The 21,238-nt window shown below is 59.8% G+C and carries 18 protein-coding genes; 11 read left to right on the top strand and 7 right to left on the bottom strand.

Features of this window, described 5'->3' with window-relative positions:
* Window positions 1-25: 25 nt before the first annotated feature.
* The gene (locus B30_RS18485; protein WP_009573712.1) at window positions 26-802 is read right to left on the bottom strand and encodes an alpha/beta fold hydrolase; all 777 of its coding nucleotides are present in this window, start codon (window positions 800-802) and stop codon (window positions 26-28) included.
* Between the two features lie 131 nt (window positions 803-933).
* Between B30_RS18485 and B30_RS18490 the strand changes: the two genes are divergently transcribed.
* Both B30_RS18490 and B30_RS18495 read left to right on the top strand, forming a co-directional pair.
* Entirely contained in the window at window positions 934-2,055 is a 1,122-nt protein-coding gene (locus B30_RS18490) for a helix-turn-helix domain-containing protein (protein WP_009573713.1), read from the top strand.
* A 40-nt stretch (window positions 2,056-2,095) separates the two neighbouring features.
* Complete coding sequence (locus tag B30_RS18495; protein ID WP_009573714.1) at window positions 2,096-3,148, top strand: alpha/beta hydrolase family protein; 1,053 nt, start codon at window positions 2,096-2,098, stop codon at window positions 3,146-3,148.
* A 247-nt stretch (window positions 3,149-3,395) separates the two neighbouring features.
* On the opposite strand, the gene B30_RS18500 is transcribed toward B30_RS18495, so the two are convergent.
* Both B30_RS18500 and B30_RS18505 read right to left on the bottom strand, forming a co-directional pair.
* Window positions 3,396-4,529, bottom strand: coding sequence for a sialate O-acetylesterase (locus B30_RS18500; protein WP_009573715.1), 1,134 nt, complete (start codon window positions 4,527-4,529; stop codon window positions 3,396-3,398).
* 7 nt (window positions 4,530-4,536) lie between these two features.
* Window positions 4,537-5,550: a LysR family transcriptional regulator gene (locus B30_RS18505; RefSeq protein ID WP_009573716.1), complete on the bottom strand. Its 1,014-nt coding sequence runs from the start codon at window positions 5,548-5,550 to the stop codon at window positions 4,537-4,539.
* Between the two features lie 397 nt (window positions 5,551-5,947).
* On the opposite strand from B30_RS18505, the gene B30_RS18510 reads away from it, so the two are divergent.
* Together B30_RS18510 and B30_RS18515 are read left to right on the top strand one after the other, a co-directional pair.
* On the top strand, window positions 5,948-7,435 hold the full coding sequence (locus B30_RS18510) for an MFS transporter (RefSeq protein ID WP_009573717.1): 1,488 nt from the start codon (window positions 5,948-5,950) through the stop codon (window positions 7,433-7,435).
* Between the two features lie 66 nt (window positions 7,436-7,501).
* Window positions 7,502-8,713 carry an acyltransferase family protein gene (locus B30_RS18515; RefSeq protein WP_081583760.1) on the top strand — a complete coding sequence of 404 codons (1,212 nt, stop codon included), beginning with the start codon at window positions 7,502-7,504 and terminating at the stop codon, window positions 8,711-8,713.
* Between the two features lie 63 nt (window positions 8,714-8,776).
* Here the strand turns inward: B30_RS18515 and B30_RS18520 are convergent, their stop codons facing one another.
* A complete protein-coding gene (locus B30_RS18520; protein ID WP_009573723.1) occupies window positions 8,777-9,706 on the bottom strand; it encodes a LysR family transcriptional regulator in 930 nt (309 codons plus the stop codon).
* Window positions 9,707-9,805: 99 nt separating this feature from the next.
* Between B30_RS18520 and B30_RS18525 the strand changes: the two genes are divergently transcribed.
* From B30_RS18525 to B30_RS18555, 7 genes are all read left to right on the top strand, one after another.
* Window positions 9,806-10,963 (top strand): MFS transporter, encoded by a 1,158-nt coding sequence (locus tag B30_RS18525; RefSeq protein ID WP_009573724.1) that lies wholly within the window; start codon window positions 9,806-9,808, stop codon window positions 10,961-10,963.
* Window positions 10,964-10,989: 26 nt separating this feature from the next.
* A complete protein-coding gene (locus B30_RS18530; protein ID WP_009573725.1) occupies window positions 10,990-12,030 on the top strand; it encodes an aldo/keto reductase in 1,041 nt (346 codons plus the stop codon).
* 86 nt (window positions 12,031-12,116) lie between these two features.
* Window positions 12,117-12,536: a glyoxalase/bleomycin resistance/extradiol dioxygenase family protein gene (locus B30_RS18535; RefSeq protein WP_009573726.1), complete on the top strand. Its 420-nt coding sequence runs from the start codon at window positions 12,117-12,119 to the stop codon at window positions 12,534-12,536.
* Between the two features lie 172 nt (window positions 12,537-12,708).
* Complete coding sequence (locus B30_RS18540; RefSeq protein WP_009573727.1) at window positions 12,709-14,382, top strand: FAD-binding oxidoreductase; 1,674 nt, start codon at window positions 12,709-12,711, stop codon at window positions 14,380-14,382.
* Window positions 14,383-14,479: 97 nt separating this feature from the next.
* Window positions 14,480-15,691 (top strand): non-hydrolyzing UDP-N-acetylglucosamine 2-epimerase, encoded by a 1,212-nt coding sequence (wecB, locus tag B30_RS18545; RefSeq protein ID WP_009573728.1) that lies wholly within the window; start codon window positions 14,480-14,482, stop codon window positions 15,689-15,691.
* A 57-nt stretch (window positions 15,692-15,748) separates the two neighbouring features.
* On the top strand, window positions 15,749-16,567 hold the full coding sequence (locus tag B30_RS21575; protein ID WP_009573729.1) for a hypothetical protein: 819 nt from the start codon (window positions 15,749-15,751) through the stop codon (window positions 16,565-16,567).
* A 14-nt stretch (window positions 16,568-16,581) separates the two neighbouring features.
* Entirely contained in the window at window positions 16,582-17,886 is a 1,305-nt protein-coding gene (locus B30_RS18555) for an FG-GAP repeat domain-containing protein (RefSeq protein ID WP_009573730.1), read from the top strand.
* Between the two features lie 135 nt (window positions 17,887-18,021).
* Here the strand turns inward: B30_RS18555 and B30_RS18560 are convergent, their stop codons facing one another.
* From B30_RS18560 to B30_RS18570, 3 genes are read right to left on the bottom strand one after another with little or no spacing between them, the layout of a single operon-like run.
* On the bottom strand, window positions 18,022-18,843 hold the full coding sequence (locus B30_RS18560) for a sugar phosphate isomerase/epimerase family protein (protein WP_009573731.1): 822 nt from the start codon (window positions 18,841-18,843) through the stop codon (window positions 18,022-18,024).
* A 5-nt stretch (window positions 18,844-18,848) separates the two neighbouring features.
* On the bottom strand, window positions 18,849-19,460 hold the full coding sequence (locus B30_RS18565; protein WP_009573732.1) for an NIPSNAP family protein: 612 nt from the start codon (window positions 19,458-19,460) through the stop codon (window positions 18,849-18,851).
* 1 nt (window position 19,461) lies between these two features.
* Window positions 19,462-21,210, bottom strand: a complete 1,749-nt coding sequence (locus tag B30_RS18570; protein WP_009573733.1) for an FAD-dependent oxidoreductase — start codon at window positions 21,208-21,210, stop codon at window positions 19,462-19,464.
* Window positions 21,211-21,238 lie beyond the last annotated feature (28 nt).

Genomic DNA, 21,238 nt, shown 5'->3' on the forward strand with positions numbered 1-21,238 from the left:
CCAGCTCATCGTCTTGCCCATGAGATCAGGGGATCACGCGCTTGATCTCGGCAACAACGAGGGCAGGGGCGGTTTTTTGGATGTAGTGGCCACTGGCCACCGGAACCACTCTGGCCTGCCGAAAGCCTGTTGCAAACCGTTCGGCATAGGAGATCCAAAGCCCGCGCCAGCGCGCATCTTCGCCAAGACCACCCTGCTCGGCCACCATAATCGTGATCGGCATATCGCGCAGCGCGCTTAGGTCCGCCAATGCGGCCTCCGTCTCCGGCGCCCCTGCCAGTTCGAGTTGCTCAGTGTCGGACATGGTCAGACGCAAAAGCGCAGGCACCTCACAGCCACGCAGACCCGTCAATTTGCACTGAGCCGTAAAGCCCGGCAGGCGCGGATCAACCAAAACGATGCCCGCAACCTGTTCGGAATGGTCCTTGGCGAATTGCAGCGCATAAAGCGCTCCCAGCGAATGGCCGACAAGAATATAGGGCGCTGCAACGGTTTGCTGTGCCAATTCCTGTGTGAGGTGAGTGGACACCTCTGCGCCGGTGCGGCGTCCGTCGCGGTCACCGGGCCATGGACGTCCGACAAGCAGCGAGGGACCAAGCCCATAGCCCGCGCGGGTCCAGGCAAACCGCCCAAACTCGGGCGGGAGGGCCACGCCGTCCCAGACGTCAGCGGCATCGCCAAGCCCCGCTTCGAAGACGACCGTCGGGCCGGTTGTGGCGCGGGTGACGTCTGGGGATGGGCCGGCACAGGCGGCCAAGGCCAGACAGAGTAAGAGACGGGTTGAGGGACTGAGCATGGACATGGAAACTCCTGAAGGATGAGGCCTGAAGATGGTCTCGAAAGCGGGGCCAAAGCGACCGGTCCAAGCGGTCCGGTCCTTGTCACGCTGAGTCACCTCGTCCAGATTGCCCACGACAGCCAAGAGGACATCAGATGTCGGACACTTTGATTGGAATGGCAGTGATGGCGACACTGGCCCTTTGGGTGCGGGGGGGTGGTTTCGATCGGCGGCTTTGGCCCGCAAGCCGCGCGCTCATTCTCTTTAGTGCCGCGTTGGCGGTGGCCCTGATCCTTGACGCCACCCGATGGGCGGACTGGGAGGTGTTTATTCTTCCGATGCTGCCCCTGGCGCTGGCCTATCATCTCGACGCCTTGGCCGGAGAGGTGCAATGGCGGAGGGGAGATGCTCTAGTTGGGCTCAGTGGCGTGCTTTGCTTGCCCTATTTGCTCATGCCTGCTTCTGCGCTTCAGGCCATTGAGGCGGGCCAGATGCCCGATCTTGATCCGCGATTCCTGTTGGTGATGCTGGCCGGGGTTGGGCTGTTCTGGGCGCTGTTGATGTGGGCGACGACACTTTCGGGCCTGCGGATATGGCGGACCCTGCGCGACTACCGCACCCGCTTGGCACAGGTTATCGCACAGCCGCCCTCGCCCCGGCTAAATGGTGTCGCACTCCTTGGTGGCTTTCTGGCCTGCGTCTTCGGTCTGCACCTTTTGGACCTTCTGGCCCTTGGCTCTTTGCTGGGAGGCCAAGCGGGCGATCTGTTTCTTTTGGCGCTCATCCTTGGCGTTGCTTTGCATGGATTGAGCCTGCGCGAGGTTTGGCCCGACTGGGCCGATGCGGCGATCCGGTCGCCAGTTGACGCCGCGGACACAACACCAAGCTATGCGCGTTCGGGTCTCGACGCGGCGGCGATCACCCAATTGCTGGGGCGTCTCGATGCGGCGATGGCGCGGGAGTCTCTGTGGCGCATTCCCGGATTGACCCTGTCCGATCTTGCAACAGCGGCGCGCGCGAAACCATTTTATGTCAGCCAAGCCCTCAACCAAGGCCGTGGCGAAAGCTTCTTTGATTACGTCAATCGCGCGCGCGTGTGCGAGGCGCAACACCTTTTGCGCGACAGCGATGACACAATCCTCGACGTCGCCTATGCTGTTGGGTTCAATGCAAAATCAACCTTCAACGCGGCGTTTCGCAAACATATGGGGATGACACCAAGCCAATGGCGCAGGGCCGAGCCGGTTGGACGGGACGCCACCGGAGGAACAGGCTGATAGGGGCTGCGGACGCTTTCTTATGCAAGGTCCCGGACCCATGACACCCTTCACCCGACGCCTTTTTTTGTCTCTTCTGGCTGCGTTACCCACAGCCTGCGCCGCCCCTGCGCGCCGCCCGCAAGACCCCGCAACGCGGCCCTATCCGCATCGCACCGTCACCATCCCGCGCGCGACCAGCGCATTGGCGGGAGAGATCGTGTCGCCTACTGGTATGGGCCCCTTTCCTGCCGTTCTGCTTTTATCTGGATCGGGACCGCAAGACCGCGATGAGACGGTGGCGGGGCATCGCCCCTTTCTCCTGCTCTCGGATGCGTTCGCACGCGCCGGGATCGCCAGCCTACGCTACGACAAGCGCGGGGTGGGAAGCAGCGCGGGGGATTTTGCGACAGCAACAATCACCGATTTCGCACGCGATGGTGGGGTCGCATTCGACTGGCTCGCCACACAACCCGAGATCGACTCGGATCGGATCGCATTGCTTGGCCATTCCGAAGGTGGGCTGACCGCCCCACTTGCAGCACGCGGGCGCAACGTGGCGGCTCTGGTTTTGATGGCGGGGCCGGGTCTGCCAATGGAACGGATCATCCGCCGACAGACCGAGGTGATCGCCCAGCAAAGCGGCGCAAGCGCAACCGAGATCATCCAGTTCGATCACGCCCTTGCAGAGATCTTTGAAGTGCTGCGCCATGCCCCAGATGCCGTACAGGCAAAACCCGGCATCGAAGCCGCGGTTGCGGATTTACCCCGGCAGGTGCGCCGCAATTTCATGGATATGCTCGCCACCCCTTGGGGACATGACGCCGTCCGCCACGATCCTCGCACCGTACTTGAGGCGTTCCCCGGCCCGGTTCTCGCGCTTTTTGGGGCGAAAGATGTTCAGGTCGATGCCATCGCAAACGCCGCTGCGCTGCGCGCCCTTGTACAGAGGCACCCGGCGTTTCAAGTTCAGATCTATCCGGGTCTGAACCATCTTTTTCAACCGAGCGACACGGGCAGTCCGCAGGACTACGCGCGGATCGAGACGACGATGGCACCGGAGGTGATTACCGCGATCATACATTTTCTGAGACAGGCGTTCTCTTTATTTTAAGGCGCCCACGGGTTCTGACGCCTCCTTTCGGTTTCGGTTCTGCGCAAAATCTGGCAGCGTCAAGTGGGTGTCGGCAGGGGTTTTGAAGGGTCGATGTCAAGGGAGTGCCTGATCCGAAGGCTGTGATGGTGTATGTGGTGTTTTTTGCCTGAAATCTGTGGATTCAAGCGACCTCAACCACCCCGTTTCCAGCATCGGCGGGCGGTTGCAACCCGTGTGACGGAAGGAGCTGACCCTGTGCGCCCCGTTATCGGGAAGGATCGCCATCGGGATGATCCCATTCAATGGGCAAATCAAAGGCCACGGACCAATTGAAAAGCGGCGAGTCGTCAAGCGCGCACTGTTCCGTATCCGAGTCCCGGAGGCATCCGCGTGCCCCTTCGAGCCGCCCGGATCGTCCAGACGTGCCGTTGTAAAGCGCGTAGCTGACACGCGCGGAGCGCGCCGGGGGACGGTCGAGCACAAGGCGGATGCGGCTTGGACCCGCCGGTTCAACCGCGATGATGTGGCTCTGTGGGTCATGCAGCGAAAACCCATACTGGCCGGGGTCGCGCACATGCTCGGTATCAAAACACAGCGGTTCCACGGGCACGTCAAAGTCGATCAAAACGGTGTTGTCGCTATGGGTCAGTCGGCGCGGTTGAAGCGGGTGCCAGTCTTTGCCCTCCTGCGCCAACCGCCGATAGGCCTTGGCAAAAAGGGCGCCATGCCGCCGGGTGGAGGCAGCATCAATATGAGCCCAATCTATGTAGTCATACTGGTATTTTGGCCCCACCAGAACAAGTTGAGGATGGGTCAGCGCGGCCTGAAATTGCATCTGCGGCGTGCGAAAATGGCGCCGATCCCCGCTGCAATAGCCGGAAATGCTTGAGGTTTGACACAGCAGCATCGGCATCGGCTCTGTTGTGTCAAAGATGTCTGAGAGCGCAGAGGCAAAATCCTGATGCCATTGCGCAAGGATGCGGTCGTATTCCGCGGTGCCTTGCGCCCCGTCGGTTTCCCCATGCAGCACCAAAATCGCGCCAAACTGGACCTCCGGCACATGGGTCTTGGCCATTTGGGCTTGGGCGATCACCTGTTCAAAAACGTGGCTTGGCCCGCCTTTTCGCAGCACTGCATAGGGCTGACCGGCCCAACCTTGCCCGGCCAAAATGAGCGGGTCAGAAGAGGTCTTTAAGAGCTGTGCCGCAAAGCCGCTGGCGATGGTTTCCGTGCCGGTTTCGCGCAGAGGACCAAGCCGCGCTGTCAGTGGCTGGCCATTTCCTCCGACTGGGCCGCCGTCAAAACACAGGGCATGATCCCGCGCCACGGGATCAACCGTCATTGCCGGGGCGCGTCCCGTCGCAAGACTTTGTCCGGTGATCAAAAATAAATGCGTCACTTGGATCTCATGGCAGAGGGCGGTTTGATTTTGTCGCCCGCGCCGCGGGGCTGGCGGCACTGAGCAAGGCGGGTTTGGGACAGGCGGCTTCTCTCAAAAAGGCTTTCTCAAGCACTTTGGCCTGTACTCCGAGATACTGCACAAAGGCTTTCAACAGCGGTGTTTGATAGGTGCGGGACGGATAGACCGCGTAAATTTTACGCTCCGGGGATCGCCAGTCCGGCAGGACATTGACGATGTGACCGGCGTCAAGTTCGGCCCGCGCGCTCCAGATCGAGGAATAGGCAAGGCCTGCATCGGCCATCGCGGCGGCTGTTGTGGCATCCCCTGAGCGGGTGGAAATGCGCCATTTCACCGGGATGGTGACGGTGTCTTGCCCGTTTGATAGCCGCCAGTCTGTGATCGGGGGGCTGCCAAAAACCACGCATTCATGGGCGGAAATATCCTTTGGGTGCGCAATCGCAGGGGCGTTGCGCAGATACCCGGGAGAGGCGCACACAATCCGATAATCCGTCGCGATCGCCACTGCGATCAGAGAAGAGTTCGGCAAAACCGCCTGACGGATTGCGAGGTCCACACCGGAATCAATCAGGCTGACGATGCCATCGTCATCGAGCAAATGAATGGACACATTGGGGTGTAACGCCTGAAAACCAAAAACGATTTTGGCCAGAAACAGTCGGGCAAAAGAGGTGGACGACGTGATCGTGAGAGTCCCGGAAATCTCGTCTTTGCGCGATTGAATGCTGTTTTCAGCCCTCTGTATTCCTTCAAGAATGACCCGGCACTGTTCATAAAAATCCTGTCCGCTCTCTGTCACCGACAGGCTCCGGGTTGAGCGCGTGATCAGGCGTACCCCCAATAAATCTTCAAGTTTTGACAGCCGTTTGGAGACTAGGGCGAGAGAGAGGTTGAGGTCCCGTGCCGCCTGCGACAGCGACCCTGCCTCGACAATCGTTGTAAAGATGGTGAGATCCTGGATGCTGTTGATATGCGTTGAATAGGGGGTCTGTGCTCGCATCTCGACGTCTCCTAATAAACTGACTTTACACAAGTTTTACAAAATGAGGCGCGCAGTGCGACCTGTGGGAGATGGCTATACTCAATAAGACCAGAGTACCAAATTGCTCAGTTCTGCAAAGACCCTATCCATTATTTGATGTGCCCCTGACGTAAACGCGCGCGGTTCAGGGCAGGAATGCCTTGTGAATGGGCAGGTTTTCGATTGAGCGCTGATGCGTGCAGATCAGCCCCTCCCGCATTATTGCTGAATCGTCAAGAATGCCTCGCCAAATGAGTGGCTACTGACCAATCCCTCCACAGAGATACTGAAGTCACCCGGAGGCCGCGCCCCTGATCGGTGCGGCCGGATCACTCTGCGCCTTGGCGCAGATTTCTGTCATTCGAAAGGGATCGAAATGCCCACAGATGCCAACCCTGAACTGAATGCCGCAAAACTGGCGGCCCCTGATACCAAAATGACATCAAAGCTTTGGCGTACGCTTGTCATTCTTTTGTTAGCCCAATTTATGATGGCCGTCGATTTTTCCATTCTCAACGTGGCCTTGCCCGAAGTCGGCGCCGCACTTGGGTTTTCTTTGGGCGGGATGCAGTGGATTGTCACATCCTTTGCGCTCACAGCCGCTGGGTTTACCCTGTTTTTCGGGCGGCTTGGCGATTACCTCGGCCGGCGAAATCTCTTTATTGGCGGGATGGTCCTTCTTGGCATCTCTTCGCTTGTGGGGGGTATGGCCGAAAGCCAAACCGTGTTGTTGTCGGCGCGTGTCATGCAAGGCCTGTCCACCGCCATGGTGACGCCCACCGCACTCTCTTTGATGACCACCTCTTTCCCCGAAGGACCACTGCGGGATCGCGCGCTGGGGATGAATGGGGCCATCATGTCCGCCGGGTTTACCACCGGGGCTGTTCTCAGTGGGGTGTTGTTGGATCTTTTGAGCTGGCGTTGGTTGTTCTTTGTCAACGTGCCCATCGCCGCCATTGTCGTGGTGTTTGCACCGATGTTGATCAAGGAACCCGCACGCGATCCCGGTGCCCGCAAGATGACGCTGGATATGCCCGGTGCGATCACTGTGACCGCCGCCGTTTTGTCGCTGGTCTACGGGATCACGGCGCTCGGCAACCACGGTTTGGAGGCCTTCCTTGGCATCGAATCCATGGTTTTGAGTGTGGTTCTGTTCGGTGTCTTTATTGTCATTGAGAAACGCTCGGCGGAGCCGCTTGTGCCGCTCAACATTCTCAAACGTCGCTCGGTTGCCTTGGGCAATATCACCGGCCTGTTGGCGTTCGCGACGGAAACATCGCTTGTGTTCCTCATGACGCTTTATCTGCAAGAGGTCTTGCAACAGTCGGGAACAGTAACCGGTCTGGCCTTTGGTATCCTCGGGGCAGGGACCGTTTTGGGCGGGGTGATGGCCTCTCGGGTGATCTCTCTGATTGGTCATCGTGGCACACTGCTTGCGGGCTTCGCGCTTCAGGGCGTGGCCACAGCGGCGCTGATCCTCTTGACCACAAACCCCGGTTCGATTCCGCTGATGCTGATCGCCACCTTCCTTGGCGGGATCGGCAACATGTTGGCGATCGTTGGCTTTATGACCGCCGCCACCTCGGGTTTGCCGAACAAACAACAGGGGCTGGCCACGGGGCTTGCCATCCTGACCCAGCAATTCGGGATCACCATCGGCATTCCGATCATGAGCGCGATCGTGTCGGCGCGCATCCTGTCTCAGCCCGATCTCGCGGACTTGAGTGCGCCCGAGCGCATATTGGGAGGTGTGCTTTTTGCCATCGCGATCAACGTTGCGCTGGTTGTGCTGGGCTTTCTCGTGGCGCTGCTGCTTCGGCCAGATCGAGCCCCAGACGGCGCTGAGACCGTCACACAAAACTGACGCCACCGCGGGCGGGTCCGAAAGGTCCCGCCCGCTTCCTTTTTATCCCACAAACAAGAGTTTACCATGACACAAACCACCCCCACATCAGGACCGTTCCAAAGAGCGAAAGCCGCCAGACCGGCGATGTCTTCCACAACCGATGGTGATCGCTTGCCACGGCTTCCCTCCTTGACCGGATTACGCTTTTTCGCGGCTTTCGCGGTCTTTCTATTTCATGTCAGCCTTTTTACCTCGCCCTTGCCGCCCTATCAGCCGACGAACCCGTTTGGCGCGACGCCCGTGGGTGAAACCCTTGAACAACTCTTTCGCCAACTCGGCTATGTCGGTGTGAGTTTCTTTTTCATTCTGTCCGGCTTTGTGATCACTTGGGCCACGCCCCAATGTTTTTCGATCCGTGGCTTTATGTGGCGGCGTATGCTCAAAATCTATCCACCACATGTCGTGGTCTGGGCGATCTCGCTTGTGCTGTTCGCCGGTGTCTATACCTCGCCGCAAACCGCTATTCTCAACCTGACGCTGTTCAGTACGTTCAGCACGGACCCAACCGTCTACGTCAGTGTCAATCCGCCGTCGTGGTCCCTTTCAAGCGATATGGTGTTTTACCTGCTGTTTCCGGTGCTCATGCCACTGGTCCGCCTGATCCCGGAACCGCGCCTTGGGCAAAGCCTGCTCGCGTTGCTTTTGGGCATGTTGGCGGTGATCCTCATCACCACTTATCTCGTCCCAAGCGAACCCAAGTCGCCGATTTCACCGATCTCCGGCACGCAGTTTTGGTTCAACTATATCTTCCCGCTGCCACGCATGTTCGAGTTTGTAATCGGCATGGTGGCGGCACGCATGGTGGTGCTGGGACGGTGGCCCCGGATCGACCTGTTGTCCTCCTGCGTGATGTTGATCGCCTCCATTGCGATCGCCAAACATCTGCCGTTTCTCTACACTTTTGGCATTTGTTATATCTTGCCGCTGACCGCCCTGATCACCGAATGCGCGGCGCGTGATCGCGAGGGGCGCTCTCCGGTCTTTTTGACCAACAGGCTGGCCCTCTGGCTTGGCCAAGTCTCCTTTGGTTTCTATCTCTGTCAGGGTGTCAGTATCTTTTGGTTGAGCAAACAGCTTGGGCTACAGGACCTCTCTGTTGTCGGCGGCTTGACTGCCATTGCGCTGTATTTTTCAGCGTCGCTTTTGGGGGGCTGGCTCTTGTTCCGCTTTGTCGAAGAACCGTCGATGAAGCTGGCGCGTTGGATTTTGTTGCGCCGCAAATTGCGCACGGCATAGCGCGTAGACGCGGTTGACCGGGCTCACGCCCTCAAAGGGAACGGGCAACCAAACGGTTGCCCGCTACGCGTCATCGCGGCGCGGAGACGGCTGATCGACGCGCCCATAGCGTGCCAGATAGTCGAGCAAAACCCGTATTCGCGCCGGAAGCGCGCTGCCGATGCCAAGTCGGACCGCATGAAAAGGCTCCACATCGCCCGGATTGTAACTTGGCAGAACCTCGACCAATCGGCCGGCTTTCAGGTCATCCTCGATGGTGAACCGTGCCAGCCGGGCAAGGCCGAGACCGCTCAAGGCCATGTGCCGCACCCCTTCGCCATCGCTGGCCTGAAGGCGCGGATCGGCGTTCAGGTCCATCACCTCGCCATTGAGCGCAAAAGGCCAGGGTTTGTTTTTGCGCCGATAGGCAAATCCGATCAGGGTGCATCCCGCCAAATCCTCCAGACATTGCGGCATCCCGACGCGATTCAGATACGTGGGGGCGGCGACGACCAGCCGCTGTGAGGCCCCCAACGAGCGCGCGACAAGAGCCGAAGAGGGCATTTCTCCGGCGCGAATGGCAAGGTCGGCCTGAGCCTCGATCAAATCAACGACATGATCGGTCTGACTGACCGTGATGGAGAGTTGCGGGTATTTGGCGATCAAATCCGGGAGGATCGGATACAGCCGATGTTGGGCATATGAGGCCGATGTGGTGATGTGCACCGGTCCGGCCGGGGTCCGTCCCGCTCCGGCTTCGCGCTCTGCGGTGTGAAGGGCGGCCAGAATTTCGAGTACCCGTAAATGCAAATCCCGGCCTTCACTGGTGAGGGTCAGTGCACGGGTTGAGCGCAGGACGAGCACGGCCCCGACGCGTTCTTCCAGCCGGGCAATGGTTTTTGAGATCGCAGACGGCGTCAATCCAGACGCGCGCGCCGCCGCCGAAAAGCTGCCTTCCGCGACAACCAGCGCGAAAATTTCTAGGGCCCTAAGCCGTCCGGGATCGCCAAGCATTGTGCCTACATTTCATAAATCCTATTCCTTCGAGAGGTATACTCTAAAATCGGCGGCCATGACAGGGTGTGTGACATCTTCGTTCCATGGAGGACCAAAATGCCACCTGCTCTCATCGCTCTCGCCCTTGGCGCCTTCGGCATCGGCGTTACTGAATTTGTCATTATGGGGTTGCTCGTCGAGGTTGCGGACAGTCTCTCGATCACCATCGCCACCGCCGGCACGTTGATTTCCGGCTATGCGCTTGGGGTTGTGTTTGGCGCGCCAATTCTGACGATCCTGACCGCGCGTTGGCCGCATCGTCAGGTTCTTTTGCTTTTGATGGCGATTTTCATTCTCGGCAATCTCGCCTGTGCTTTGGCCCCAACCTATCAAACGCTTTTGGCGGCGCGGATTGTCACCGCTTTGACCCATGGCACATTCTTTGGCGTCGGCTCGGTGGTCGCGCAAAGCCTTGTGTCGCGCGAGCGCCAGGCCTCCGCCATTTCCATTGTCTTCACCGGGCTCACCTTGGCCAATGTTTTGGGCGTGCCGTTTGGCACATGGCTTGGGCAACACACCGATTGGCGCATGACCTTTTATGCGGTCGCCGCCATTGGCGTTGTCGCCGCTGTGGTCATGGCGGCGCTGTTGCCACGCAGCCATGCACCAACAGAAATCAGCGACTGGCGCGAAGATTTGACCGTCCTGCGCCGGGGCGGCGTGTTGCGCGGATTGTCGATGACCGTGCTGGGCTACGCGGGCGTGTTCACGGTCTTTACCTATATCGCCCCGCTTTTGACCCGGACAGCGGGCCTGCCTGAGGCGGCCGTGTCGCCAATCCTTTTGGGCTTTGGTTGTGGTTTGGTGTTTGGCAATGTCCTTGGCGGGCGGTTTGCCGACCGGGCGCTTGGGCCAACCGTTCTGGGCAGTTTGGGCGTTTTGGCGCTGGTGCTGTTTGGCTTTGGATTGGCGGCGCAGGGGCAGGTGAGTGCCATTGTGTTGACCATTGCACTTGGGGCTGCTGGCTTTGCCACCGTCGCTCCGTTGCAAGCCTGGGTCATGGCGCAGGCCACCGGCGCGGGCCAAGCCCTTGTGGCCTCCTTCAACATCGCCGCCTTCAATCTGGGCAACGCGCTTGGCGCATGGGTCGGGGGATCTCTTTTGGCGGCTGGGTTTTCTTATGAGGACCTGCCCTTTGCTGCGGCTGTGTTCCCACTGGCCGCGCTTGTGCTCGGCACCATCTCGCTGAGGCGCGATGCCCGCGTTCCTGCCTAACACCTTATTTTCAAAGGACTATCATCATGGACTATCGTCAATTGGGCCAATCCGGTCTGCGCGTCCCCGTTCTGAGTTTCGGCGCAGGCACCTTTGGCGGCACCGGCCCGCTCTTTTCCAACTGGGGCCAAACCGAGGTGGATGAGGCGCGCGCGTTGATCGACCTGTGCCTCGAAGCGGGAGTGACCCTGTTTGACACGGCGGATGTGTATTCCGCCGGGCGGTCGGAAAGCATTCTGGGCGCGGCTCTTGAGGGACGGCGTGACGCGGTTTTGATCTCGACCAAGACAGGTTTGCCGATGGGCGACGGGCCGGACGAATGGGGCGTGTCGCGTGGGCGTCTTGTGCGATCGGTGGAGGCGGCTCTGAAACGTCTGCGCACCGACCGCATCGATATTTTGCAACTCCACGCCTATGATAGCCACACCCCGCCGGAGGAGATTTTGAACACCATCGACATGTTGATGCGGTCCGGCAAAGTGATCCATTGGGGGGTTTCAAACTATCCGGGATGGGCGCTTATGCAGCTTTTGGAGCGGGCCGATCAGATGAACGTGCCGCGCCCTGTGGTGCATCAGGTCTATTACTCTTTGGTGGGACGGGATTACGAATGGGACCTTATGCCGCTTGGCGCGCATGAGGGGGTGGGGGCGATGATTTGGAGCCCGCTTGGATGGGGTCGTTTGACCGGAAAATTGCACCGTGGAGGTACGGTGCCCGCCGTCAGCCGATTGCACGAAACCGCCTCCATGGGCCCGCCGGTCGATGACGCATTGCTCTATGATGTGTTGGATGTGCTCTTTGAGATCGCGGCGGAAACTGGGCGCAGTGTGCCACAGGTGGCGATCAATTGGCTCACCCAGCAACCCACGGTTTCGAATGTGATCATCGGCGCGCGCAACCGGGCGCAGCTTGTGGACAATCTTGGCGCCGTGGGCTGGTCACTCGATGCCGAACAATCTGCCCGTTTGACCCGTGTTTCGGAACGCGATGCGGCCTATCCGGCGGCGCAGTATCGTCGCCAAGAAGGCTTTGCCCGCCTGTCTGCCCCGCTTGTGAAGGCTTGAGCCAGAGCAACACCTGAGAGAAAGCTGGGGGCGGAGGTCGCCCCCATGATTTTGACAGCACCGCGAGAGGCGGCAAGGATATTTCAATGATTGAACTTGACCATGTGACACTTCGGACCGCGCATTTGGCGGCAACGCGCCAGTTCTTTATCGACCTTTTTGATCTGGAGGAGGGGGAGCGGCCCCTTGAGATCCAACAAATTCCGGGGCATTGGCTGTATTCCGGCGATGCGCCTGTGGTGCATCTCATTGGCAGCTATGGCCGTGGCACCCCCATTGATGGCGAGATCATTGATCACATTGCCTTTCGCAGACGGGGCTATCACGATTTCATCGCGCGGCTCAAAGCGCGCCGTTTGCCTTATTCTTGTATGTCACTGAAAGGCTTGGCCGAGCATCGCGTGTTCTTGCGTGCCCCGGGCGGGCAATTGATCGAAACGGTGTTTAGCGGCGAAGACGCGCGCCGGGCCTTTGATGACCTTGGGTTAGAGCCAACCTACGGATGACCTGCGGCCCCGTCCAAGGGGGCTTCGCAGGTGCAGCAATCACGTTTTGGAAAGGATGTCTCAACACGGGGACGACTACTCGAGGTTCGGGAATCGACGTTTCATGAGGGCAGGGCGGTACCGCAAAGCCCGACAGGAATTTTACGTCATCCCAATCTCGAAGGAGTGTCTCATGACCACAGTGTCCCGTCGCAGCTTTATTGGCTCCGCTTTCGCCGCAGGTGCGGCCGCATCCGGGGTGACCATCCGACCCGCTCATGCCGACACCTCGACCGTCGCCCCCGCGCCAATTGGAGTGCCAACCGGGCAGCGGATCACGGCAGAGGACGCGCGCTTTCAGGCGCTGCGCACGGGCAACAACCAGCGGTTTTTGTCGACACCAGACTATGTGCGCATGATCCACACGCCACAAGATGCCTTGCTGGCCACCCAAGAAGCGCTTGATCTGGGCAAAAAATTTACCGTCCGTTCCGGCGGGCATTGTTTTGCTGATTTCGTCTGCAATCCCGAAACCGAAGTGATCCTCGATATGGCGCCGATGCGGGCGGTCGGGTTTGATGAGACGGTTGGTGCGTTTTATGCCGAACCGGGTGGGATGCTGATTGATGTCTATGAACGCCTTTACAAAGGCTGGGGTGTGACCCTACCGGCGGGCATTTGTTATTCGGTGGGCGTGGGCGGGCATATTGTTGGCGGCGGCTACGGGCTTTTGTCGCGCAAATATGGGCTGACCGTGGATCACCTCTCTATGGTGGAGGTGGTTGTCGTGGACGAACACCGGCAAGCACATCTGGTGCGCGCCAGCTCGGACCCGGAGGATCCGAACCATGATCTGTGGTGGGCGCATACCGGTGGTGGGGGCGGCAATTTCGGCGTTGTCACGCGCTACTGGTTCCGCACGCCCGGTGCCGAAGGCAGCGACCCCGGCGCGCAATTGATCCGCCCCCCGGCCGAAGTTCTGGTCAGCGCGGTTGCGTTTGACTGGGATCAGTTGACGGAGACGAATTTCACCCGGCTGATCGAAAACTTCAGCCATTGGCACGCGAGCAACAGTGCCCCCGACAGCCCATACACCTCCCTGAGCAGCCTTTTTAACGTCAGCCATCGCGCCACGGGTGCCATGGGGATGTTCACCCAAGTCGATGGCGACGATCCCAATGCCGCCACCCTTCTTGCGGAGTATATGTCGGCGCTGCTTGAGGGCACCAACATCGTTCCGCGCCCGATGCTCACCCCGATCGGTGAACTTCCCGCGATGCCGGATTACCTCGAAGGGGCGCGTCTGCCTTGGCTGCAGGCGACCAAACTTGTGGGCTCGAACAATCCGACCATCACCAATCCCACATCGCGCGGCGGTCACAAATCGGCCTATATGAAACAGGGCTTTGATCGCCGCCAAATTGCCGCGCTTTACAAACACATGAGCCGCGAAGACTTCACCAACCCCGACACGATGTTGGTGCTGTTTTCCTTTGGCGGTGCGGTGAATGCCCAAGCCCCGGATGCCACCGCCAACGCGCAGCGCTCCTCGATCTACAAAATGTGTTTCCAGACCTTTTGGAGCGATCCAAAAGACGACGCGTTTTACCTTGGCTGGTTGCGCGACATTTATGAGGATGTTTTTGCCGCGACGGGCGGCGTCCCTGTGCCCAACGACCAGATGGACGGGTGCTATATCAACTATCCCGATCGCGATATGGCCGATCCTGCGCGCAACCGCTCCGGCGTGCCCTGGTCCACGCTGTATTACAAAGATAATTACCCGCGGCTGCAAAGCGTCAAGGACCGCTACGACCCCGGCAATGTCTTTTCCCATAGCCTCAGCATCCGCAACTCATCGACCTGACGGCAACGATTTCCGGACTGTTCAACTCTGCTCACACGTTGCCCCAGCCAACGGTGTCTCTCACCGTGCCTTCCTCCCCCCTCTGAAAGGACCTCCCATGAAAGATTCTGTGAAAAACGTCGCCTTCATTTTTGGAACCCGTCCCGAAGCCATCAAAGTCGCCCCGGTGATCCGGGCGATGCAGGACCGGTCGGACATGCGCCCTATCGTGATTTCCACCGGACAGCATCGCGATATGTTGCAATCGGCCATGACAGAATTCGACCTCAAGGCCGATGCCGATCTCGACATTATGAAGCCGGGGCAGGGGCTTGATCAAATCACCGCCCGGATCATCACCGGGCTGGGTGCGCCGCTCAGGGACTTTGGCATCGACGCGGTTGTCGTCCATGGCGATACCGCCTCGACCTTTGCCGGAGCGCTGGGTGCCTTTTACAACCGTGTGCCGCTGATCCACCTCGAAGCGGGGTTGCGCAGCGGGCATATTTCATCGCCTTTCCCCGAAGAAGCGAACCGCAAACTGGTCTGCCAAATCTCTGACCTGCACCTGGCCCCCACCGTGGTGAGTGCCGACAATCTGTTGCATGACGGGGTGGACCCTGATCGCATCCGGGTGACGGGCAACACCGTTGTCGACGCCGTTCGCTGGGCCGCTGCGCAGCCAGTGCCGCAGCATCAAGATGACCCGCTGGCCTTTCTTGAGGGCCCTGACTCCCGACCGATCATCATTGCCACCGTCCATCGCCGCGAAAGCTGGGGCGCACCGATGCGCGAGATCGCCCAGGCGCTTGTCGATATTGCCCGCACCCATGACGTGCGCATCGTGATGCCGCTGCATCTCAACCCGGTGGTTCGGGAGGCGATCCTTCCGATTGTGTCGGGCGAAGACAATATCTACCCGATCGAACCGCTGCCCTATCGCCAGTTTTGCCGCCTGATGATCAAGGCGCATCTGATCGTTTCGGACAGTTCCGGGGCGGAAGAAGAAGGCCCCTCCCTTGGCAAACCCACGCTTGTCTTGCGCGATGTGACCGAACGGCCTGAGGCGATTACAGCGGGGGCTGCCGTTCTGATCGGGCGGACCCGGCAGGCGGTGCGGACCAAGGTGAGTGCGCTTTTGACTGACCAAATTCTCTATGACGGCATGACCCGCGCCAGCGGCGTCTACGGCGATGGTCAGGCCACAGCGCGGGTTTTGGAGGCGCTTTCGGATCTGTTCACCGGGGTCATTTCAAATGCCATTCCGGGGGTTGATTTCGGGGCGATGCCGGGGAGGCCGCAGCTCGCGCAGACCCAGCCTGCCGCCTGATCTGACTGGGCGTCGAAGTCGGGGAACCGGCTTCGACGGTTCGCGAAAGGAAATGAAATGACCACACTCACAACACCGCAAAGGGACTTCAGCCCTACAGACCAACACGATGGTGACATCCGTGCGCTGAGTTTCAGCACGCCCAATCTGCCGGTGCAGGTGTTTCACAACGGGGGGCAGATCGAGATTGGCAGTCGCGCCATCGTGGTGAACCCCGGTCTGGCCCCTGTGCCGTTTTATCCGTCGGGTCTACGGGACCATATTGCGCCGCTTGGGGCGGCGTTTTTGCGCGAGGTCTCGCTGCGCAGCGACACGGCACTTGTCACTTTGGCGCTGGATCGGCTGTCTGCCACGGCTGATCTATGTTCCGCGCCCGGATGGCGCAGGCTGGATACATTGCCGGGCATGGCGTCTGTGCCGGGGGCTGCGGGTCTGGCCCTGTTTCGGTCGCCTCGTGATCGGGTGACCACGATTCAGGCCACCCCGGATCGCCTTGCCCCAACCCTGCCGCCGGGTCCACCGCACTGCTGGGGCGTGTTTATGAACCTCTGGTTTGCCCCTGCCGGTACGGCCTGTCTGATCCATAACAGCCACCCGTTTCTTGAATACCATGTTCAAATTTCGGGGGATGGCGCGATGCAAAAATTTCGCCGCAATGACCCGAGCACTCTGTACGAAAATCAAAATCTCGCCCCCGGCGCAGCGCATGGCATTTATGCGGTTCAACCCGCTGGGGACGGTAGCTTTCTTTACCCTTGGCACCAGTATGTCGCACGCACCGATTGCCTCTGGCTTGCCGTTGAACTGGTGCCCGAAGGCCCGGCGCCAAGACCGCACATTTCAGACACACACACTGGGCAGTGTTGCCACCACTGAAGGAGACGACAGAGATGAATATTCAGAAAACCCCCGCCCGTCAGACCCCCGATGCCGCGCCGCCGTCAGGGACATCCCCGCTTTTGATCCCGGTGTTCGAACCCGAATTGGTGGCCGATCATCTGCGCGATGGCTATTGGCTTGAAGCCCCGGATCTCAATCAGGATGGCAAGCCAGATCTGTTTGGATACGGGCTGCGGCTTGGCGAGATCTATTGGTATCAGAATGGAGACTGGACCCGCCGTTTGATCACCGATGGTGTCAGAATGCCGGTAGGGGGCGACTATGCCGATATTTCTGGCAATGGCTATCCCGACCCGATCATCTGTTATGATCTTTACGGCGATATCGGCACCATCGTGGATGCAAAAGAGACCGGGGGCAAAATCGACTGGATCGAGAATCCGGGACCGGGGGTAGAAGAGACCAAGCGATGGACACGCCATTATATTGGTCGCGCCACCGGGATGCATCGTTTGCGCGCCGGGTATTTCACCCAGACCGAGCGGCTTGAAATCATTGGGTTTCCGATTGTGACCAAGGGCAATGTGCATGGGGTGCTGCCGCTGGTGATGTTCACGCAACCCGACGATCCTCTGACGGCGGAGGAATGGCCGATGACCACCATCGATGACATGAGCTACCGCATGTTGCACGGGGCAGAGAAAAAGCGCGGCCTCATCCCCGGTTCGGATCGTGACTCTGTCTTGGTCGCCTCGGACGAAGGGGTGACGTGGATTTACTATGATGCGGACACAGCCACTTGGCAGCATGTGCGGATCGGCACAGGCGAGACTTCGCAGTTCGAGGAAACCGGGTTTAAGGGCAGTGGCGATCTTGATGCAGGGCGCATTGATGGCGTTCCGATGAGCTATGTCGCCGCGATCGAGCCGTTTCACGGCAACACGGTCGCCATCTATACCCGTGACCCCGAAAGCGATCCGGCCACCGCCGGTTGGACCCGGCAGGTTCTGGATGTCTACGGCGACCCCAATGAAAATGGCGAAGGCCCCGGCCATCAAATCCTCTGCGCGGATTTCGATGGGGATGGCGATGAAGAGTTCCTTGTGGGGCTGCGCGGACCATGGCCGTGGCAGGGGGTCATGTATTACAAAATGGTCGATAAAAAAGCCGGTGTTTTCGCCAAATGGCGGGTCTCCGATGATTCCGTCGCGCGGATCGCCATGGCTGATTTTAATGGGGATGGGCGACCGGATTTCGCCACCATCGCCTATTCCGTCGACAATTATTATCGCGCCAAACAGGCGCGGTTGATGGTATTTCGCAACCGCATTGGTGATGAAGAACCGCTTCGGTAAAGTCCCCTCTGGAACGAAACATCATCGATGCATCTGACTAAAAATGATCTTTGCACCGGGCGGGGCGCTGTCCGGTGCAAAGCTGTGTGATCCGATGTTGCTGTACAGCCTCACAACGCAGCGATGATCCGACCCTTACGGGTCAGAACGGGCTTTGGCGATCAGCGCCCTGGATCGTGTGAGCGCTTCTGCGGCGCGGCTTTGGGCATCCACGGTTTTGGCCTTGTCGATCTGGGCCACCTCGACACTCAAAACAATGTCACGCGGCAAGGCGCGCACCATGGCGATCAGATCAATCCCGCCGTCGCCGGGCAAAAGCCGTGCGCCTCGGGCAATCTCGATCATCCCGGCATCGGACGGATCATATGGCTTAGGACCATCACAAAGCTGGGCGTAGTGAATGAGCGCGGGGGGCAGGTTTTGAATCTGCGCGACCGTCCCGCCCGCCCGGTCCCAATGCAGCGCGTCGATCAGAACGCCGCCGTTGGCGCACCCCGCCGTTTCCACGATACGTTGCGCCTCGGGCAGGGTTTTGACCCCGGTCCAGGGCATGAACTCCAGATCCCCGGTCAGGTCATATTCGGCTGCGAGATCGCAAAAGGCGGCAAAGGTTTCGGTGAGCCGATCATGATTGGTATCATCGCCCGCAACAAGCACGTTGCGCGCGCCAAGCCTTTGACCGAGGGCTAGAAAATCACGGAAATCCTCGACATCCGTGTCTGGTTTAAGCCGGGCGATTTCAATATCGGCAATGCCGATCCCAGTCTCATCAAGGGCCGCTTTCACCAAAGCTTCAACTGCCGGATCAGACAAGATCGGATAGGGGGCCTCGGTTGGGGCGGCGGGCAAAAACCGCAGCCCCACAAGGTCATACCCCGTGGCCGCCGCAATGCGCACGGCCTCATGAGGCGGGACCTCATGCGTGGTCAAAAAAGCAAGAGAGAATTTATGGGGCATGGCACTCACTTCAGCGGTGAAAACGGCAAGGGAAGGGCGATGGCACTGGTCATCTGTGGGGTGAGCCAGTCAGGGCCGCCTTTGGCCGGCCATTTGCCGTCCGCGACCGATTGGCTGCGCGCCTTGATGCGGGCCTCAAGCGAGCTGTAGGGCCAGATTTGCGTGACACGCGGCGCACCATCAAGGCCCCACATCGCCATGGTCAGCGGCGAATATTCCGAACGTGCCGGCATAGCGCCGCGCCATTTGTCTTGGGTGACGGACACTCCGTTCAGCTTGGCCTTATAGGTGCGAAATTCGTAGATCGGCCCATAGGTGCCGGGGGTGATCGGGGCCATGAAATCAAAGGGTTTGTAGCTGTCAAACCGCAGGTCGACCAAATGCTCCATACAGCCCATCGGATTGTCGGACATCACAGCGCGTTCGCGTTCGTCCATCATCTCGTCCAGCGTCTCGAAACCGCGCAAAACATAGACCTCGTTGAGGGTGCCGATGTCGGTGCCAAATGCCCCGAGCAGCGTGCCTTTGCCCGCTGCAAGCCAATTTTGCAGCCCGTCCGAGGCCTTTCCTGCGCCAAAGATTACGGTCTTGAGCGTTGCGATTTCGTAATAGGCCATGTCATGCATCCTTTGTGTGGTGTGAAAGAGAAGGGGTCAGGCCTTTGATTGGTTGACCTGAAACTCGGCGGCCGACGATGTAGCCAAACGTCATGCCCGGCCCGAGGGTGATGCCGCCAGACGGGTAATGCCCGCCCATGATCGAGGCGGCGTCATTGCCGATGGCATAGAGCCCGGGCGTCGGCGCTCCGTTTTGCCCAAGCACCTGCCCGTCGGCGGTGGTTTTGATCCCGGCAAATGTACCAAGGCTGCCGGGCACGAGTTTGACCGCATAAAACGGCCCGCGCTCCAATGGCCCCAAGGTCGGGTTTGGACCTTTGTGTTTGGCCCAGCCTTGGACGCGGTTGTACAGTGACGCGCCGCGGTGAAACACCGGGTCGTGACCTTCGCGCGCGCCGTCATTGAACCGCGCGATGGTCTGTGCAAGCGCCTCGGGGGGCAAGCCGCACTGCGCCGCCAAATCTGTGATCCGTCGCCCGCGTTTGAGGTAGCCGGAGCGCAGATAGCGGGTGAGCGGGAAGGGAAAGGGCTTGGCCCAGCCGATGCCAAATTGCCTCTGCGCCCGGTGATCACAGATCAGCCAAGCCTCCGGCGCGCAGCCCTTTGGCGTCACCGCAAACAGGGCTTTCATGAACTCATGATAGCTGTCGGCCTCGTTGACGAACCTCTGCCCACGCATATCCACCGCGATGAATCCGGGTTTGGCGCGATCAATGAGATGAGGGAAATTTTTGAACCCACCCTCACCATCCGGGACGCGGGACACGGGCGCCCATGCGGCGGGTTCAGCGAGGCTCATGTCAAGCGCCGCACCAACCGTTTCAGCCAAACGCAAGCCGTCGCCGGTGTTTGATTTGGGCGCAGCAGAGGCATGCGCGATGGTGTCGGTGTGGGCAAAACTGTGTGTTTGTCGCAGGGCATCATGCGGGTAGCCGCCCGTCGCAAGCACCACACCTTTGCGGGCGGTGATGCGGATTGGCGTCCCTTGTCGGATCACGGATGCACCCACGATCCGACCCTTATCATGGCGCAGGCGGGTCACCGGACTGTCATGCCAAAGCTGAACCCCGCTGTCCGCCGCCCCTTTCAAAAGCTGCGCCACAAGGGCATTGCCGCCCACAAGCTGCATCGAACGCCGATAGCGCGCCAGATCATAGAGATGTTTGGCCAGCCGTTTGGTGACATGCCACAGCGCGCTTGGGGAGCGGGTCGCATTGAAAAAATGTGCCATATCCGCACCGCTGCCAATGCCCATGCCCCAGAGCGACACGACATCGAGTGGCGGCCGCAGCCGCGCCATCAAAGGGCCAAGTTGACGCCCATCATAGGCCGCGGCGGTCACGGATCGCCCGCCTTCGGCGGCACCGTCATGGGCGTAAAAGTCAGGCACATGATTGCCATCAACCCAGGTCATGACGCCGATCTCTTCGAGAAAGCGCAGCATGTCGGGACCGTTTTGTAAGAACGTCTCTATGCGCGGGTCATTGGCGCGATTGCCCAACAGGGCGCGCAGATAGCGGCGGGGTTTGGCGTCGGGCTCAGTGATCCCGGCGCGGATCGCCTGTGGGTTCTGTGGAATCCAAAGCCAGCCGCCGGACCATGCGGAGGTACCGCCGAAAACGCCGGTTTTCTCGGCCACAATGACCTCAAGCCCTGCCTTCGCAGCCGTGATCGCGGCACACAATCCCGCTGCGCCTGATCCAACGATCAGAACGTCGCAGGCGGTGACGCCCGCCGTTTCGCTGTCCATTGTCCTGCTTTCGTTTCACAGCGCGAAA

The organism is Celeribacter baekdonensis B30 (assembly GCF_000299875.1).
Taxonomy (GTDB): Bacteria; Pseudomonadota; Alphaproteobacteria; order Rhodobacterales; family Rhodobacteraceae; genus Celeribacter; species Celeribacter baekdonensis_A.

Coding starts and splice junctions, on each gene's coding strand:
- B30_RS18525 (WP_009573724.1), top strand. CDS start 9,806: ATGCCACCTGCTCTCATCGCTCTCGCCCTTGGCGCCTTCGGCATCGGC.
- B30_RS18510 (WP_009573717.1), top strand. CDS start 5,948: ATGCCCACAGATGCCAACCCTGAACTGAATGCCGCAAAACTGGCGGCC.
- B30_RS18505 (WP_009573716.1), bottom strand. CDS start 5,550: ATGCGAGCACAGACCCCCTATTCAACGCATATCAACAGCATCCAGGAT.
- B30_RS18560 (WP_009573731.1), bottom strand. CDS start 18,843: ATGCCCCATAAATTCTCTCTTGCTTTTTTGACCACGCATGAGGTCCCG.
- B30_RS18495 (WP_009573714.1), top strand. CDS start 2,096: ATGACACCCTTCACCCGACGCCTTTTTTTGTCTCTTCTGGCTGCGTTA.
- B30_RS21575 (WP_009573729.1), top strand. CDS start 15,749: ATGACCACACTCACAACACCGCAAAGGGACTTCAGCCCTACAGACCAA.
- B30_RS18565 (WP_009573732.1), bottom strand. CDS start 19,460: ATGGCCTATTACGAAATCGCAACGCTCAAGACCGTAATCTTTGGCGCA.
- B30_RS18535 (WP_009573726.1), top strand. CDS start 12,117: ATGATTGAACTTGACCATGTGACACTTCGGACCGCGCATTTGGCGGCA.
- B30_RS18485 (WP_009573712.1), bottom strand. CDS start 802: ATGTCCATGCTCAGTCCCTCAACCCGTCTCTTACTCTGTCTGGCCTTG.
- B30_RS18570 (WP_009573733.1), bottom strand. CDS start 21,210: ATGGACAGCGAAACGGCGGGCGTCACCGCCTGCGACGTTCTGATCGTT.
- B30_RS18555 (WP_009573730.1), top strand. CDS start 16,582: ATGAATATTCAGAAAACCCCCGCCCGTCAGACCCCCGATGCCGCGCCG.
- B30_RS18540 (WP_009573727.1), top strand. CDS start 12,709: ATGACCACAGTGTCCCGTCGCAGCTTTATTGGCTCCGCTTTCGCCGCA.
- wecB (WP_009573728.1), top strand. CDS start 14,480: ATGAAAGATTCTGTGAAAAACGTCGCCTTCATTTTTGGAACCCGTCCC.
- B30_RS18515 (WP_081583760.1), top strand. CDS start 7,502: ATGACACAAACCACCCCCACATCAGGACCGTTCCAAAGAGCGAAAGCC.
- B30_RS18520 (WP_009573723.1), bottom strand. CDS start 9,706: ATGCTTGGCGATCCCGGACGGCTTAGGGCCCTAGAAATTTTCGCGCTG.
- B30_RS18530 (WP_009573725.1), top strand. CDS start 10,990: ATGGACTATCGTCAATTGGGCCAATCCGGTCTGCGCGTCCCCGTTCTG.
- B30_RS18490 (WP_009573713.1), top strand. CDS start 934: ATGTCGGACACTTTGATTGGAATGGCAGTGATGGCGACACTGGCCCTT.